This is a genomic window from Pseudomonas sp. RW10S2, from assembly GCF_014268985.1.
Taxonomy (GTDB): domain Bacteria; phylum Pseudomonadota; class Gammaproteobacteria; order Pseudomonadales; family Pseudomonadaceae; genus Aquipseudomonas; species Aquipseudomonas wayambapalatensis.
The window spans coordinates 1-2540 of the sequence record NZ_JABWRO010000227.1; the positions used below are offsets into that span (position 1 = coordinate 1).

Below are 2540 nucleotides of genomic sequence, written 5' to 3' on the forward strand. Positions count from 1 at the left end.
GGGGGGTTTTTTTTTTTTTGGGCTCGGAGTGAGACGGCGTACCGAATGCTCCTGCAGCGCGATCAGACGTTGAAGCGGAAATGCATCACATCACCGTCCTTGACGATGTAGTCCTTGCCTTCCAGGCGCCATTTGCCGGCTTCCTTGGCACCGCCTTCACCCTTGAACTGGATGAAGTCGTCATAGGCGATCACTTCGGCACGGATGAAGCCTTTCTCGAAGTCGGTGTGGATGACACCGGCGGCTTGCGGGGCGGTGGCGCCGACGCGGACGGTCCAGGCGCGCACTTCCTGTACACCGGCGGTGAAGTAGGTCTGCAGGTTGAGCAGCTCGTAGCCGGCGCGAATCACGCGGTTCAGGCCGGGTTCTTCAAGGCCCAGGGCCTCGAGGAACATGTCCTTCTCCTCGCCGTCTTCCAGCTCGGCGATCTCCGCTTCGATCTTGTTGCACACCGGCACCACGACCGCGCCTTCTTCCTCGGCGATGGCTTTCACCACGTCCAGGTGCGGGTTGTTGTCGAAGCCGTCCTCGGCAACGTTGGCGATGTACATGACCGGCTTGCTGGTCAGCAGGTGGAAGCCGCGGATGGCAGCCTTCTCGTCGTCAGCCATATGCTTCATCAGGCTGCGCGCAGGCTTGCCTTCGGTGAAGTGCGGGATCAGCTTTTCCAGCAAGGCCTTCTGTGCGAGGGCTTCCTTGTCGCCGCCCTTGGCGTTGCGAGCGACCTTCTGCAGTTGCTTCTCGCAGCTGTCGAGGTCGGCGAAGATCAGTTCGAGGTCGATGATCTCGATGTCGCGCTTGGGGTCGACGCTGTTGGAGACGTGGATCACGTTCTCGTCTTCGAAGCAGCGCACTACATGGGCGATGGCGTCGGTCTCGCGGATGTTGGCGAGGAACTTGTTGCCCAGGCCTTCACCCTTGGAAGCACCGGCGACCAGACCCGCGATGTCGACGAACTCCATGGTGGTCGGCAGGATGCGGTTCGGCTTGACGATCTCGGCCAGCGCCGCCAGGCGTGCGTCGGGCATTGGCACGATGCCGCTGTTCGGCTCGATGGTGCAGAAGGGGAAGTTCTCCGCCGCGATACCGGATTTGGTCAGGGCGTTGAACAGGGTGGACTTGCCGACGTTGGGCAGGCCGACGATGCCGCAATTGAAACCCATGGGAATTCCCCTTTCTAGAAAGTCAGGCCTTCTGGCTGTGCAGTTCGCGCATGGCCTTGGCGAAGTCGCCGGCCAGTACGTCCGGCAGCACGCCGAGGGCAAAATCGATGCTGGCGTCGAGCTTCTCCTGCTCGGCGCGCGGCGCGCGGCCCAGGACGAAGTTGGAGACCAGTTTGGCGTCGCCCGGGTGGCCAATGCCAAGCCGCAGGCGGTGGAAGTCGTTCTGGTTGCCGAGCTGCGCGATGATGTCGCGCAGGCCGTTGTGCCCGCCATGCCCGCCGCCACGCTTGAGCTTGGCGACGCCGGGAGGCAGGTCGAGTTCGTCATGCGCCACCAGGATCGCTTCCGGCTTGATGCGGAAGAAATTGGCCAAGGCCGCCACGGACTGGCCGCTGCGGTTCATGTAGGTGGTGGGAATCAGCAGGCGAACATCGTTGCCTTGATGGCTGAACTTAGCCGTCAGGCCAAAATACTTTTTGTCAGCAGACAGCGAAACGCGCTGGGCGCTGGCAATGCGTTCAACGAAAAGAGCCCCTGCGTTATGCCGGGTCTGTTCGTATTCGGGGCCGGGGTTACCCAGGCCAACGATCAACTGGATGGCGGTCACGTCAGGGGCTCTTTCCTTGGAGTTGGTGGGTTACAGTGCGCGCGGCACTGTAACCCGATCAACGCCGGCGTGCGAGTGGATTACTCGGCAGCGCCTTCTTCAGCAGCTTCAGCGGACACGCGTGGGGCGTGAACGTTGGCAACGGCTTTGTCATCACCGTGGGCCAGAGCGACGAACTCTACGCCTTTCGGAGCTTTCAGGTCCGACAGGTGGATGATGGTGCCGATTTCGGCCTTGGACAGGTCGACTTCGATGAACTCAGGCAGGTCTTTGGCTTCGCAGGAAACTTCGATCTCGGATTCTACGTGGGAGATCTCGCCGCCTTTCTTGATCGGGGCTTCTTCACCAACGAAGTGAACCGGAACCTTGGCGGTCAGCTTCTGGCCAGCAACGACGCGAACGAAGTCGGCGTGCATGATGAAGCCTTTGGCCGGGTGGCGCTGCAGGGCCTTGACGATGACGTCTTGCTTGGTGCCGTCGACGTTCAGCTGCAGAACGTGGCTGAAGGCAGCCTCGTCTTCGAACAGCTTGGTGATTTCCTTGGCCAGGATGGTCAGGGACTCGGCGTCCTTGTTACCACCGTAGACAACGGCTGGGATGTTGGCGGAGTGACGCAGGCGGCGGCTCGCACCTTTCCCCAGGTCAGTACGCACTTTGGCGTTCAGGGTGAAATCAGTCATTTTGTTTCTCCAAAATAGCCCCCCGAGGGCGTTTGCGACCAGCGCCGGACGGGGATGGCAAAAAAGCCCCCCCCCCCCCCCCCCCCCCCC

3 protein-coding genes are annotated in these 2540 nt (G+C 61.6%); all 3 read right to left on the reverse strand.

Translation table 11 applies throughout. The features are described from left to right. Positions 1–62: 62 nt before the first annotated feature. Positions 63–1163 carry a redox-regulated ATPase YchF gene (gene ychF / locus HU729_RS25385; protein WP_186711909.1) on the reverse strand — a complete coding sequence of 367 codons (1101 nt, stop codon included), beginning with the start codon at positions 1161–1163 and terminating at the stop codon, positions 63–65. A gap of 22 nt (positions 1164–1185) precedes the next feature. Further along, positions 1186–1770: an aminoacyl-tRNA hydrolase gene (pth, locus tag HU729_RS25390; RefSeq protein ID WP_054894616.1), complete on the reverse strand. Its 585-nt coding sequence runs from the start codon at positions 1768–1770 to the stop codon at positions 1186–1188. A gap of 80 nt (positions 1771–1850) precedes the next feature. Next, positions 1851–2450 carry a 50S ribosomal protein L25/general stress protein Ctc gene (locus HU729_RS25395; protein ID WP_186667641.1) on the reverse strand — a complete coding sequence of 200 codons (600 nt, stop codon included), beginning with the start codon at positions 2448–2450 and terminating at the stop codon, positions 1851–1853. Positions 2451–2540 lie beyond the last annotated feature (90 nt).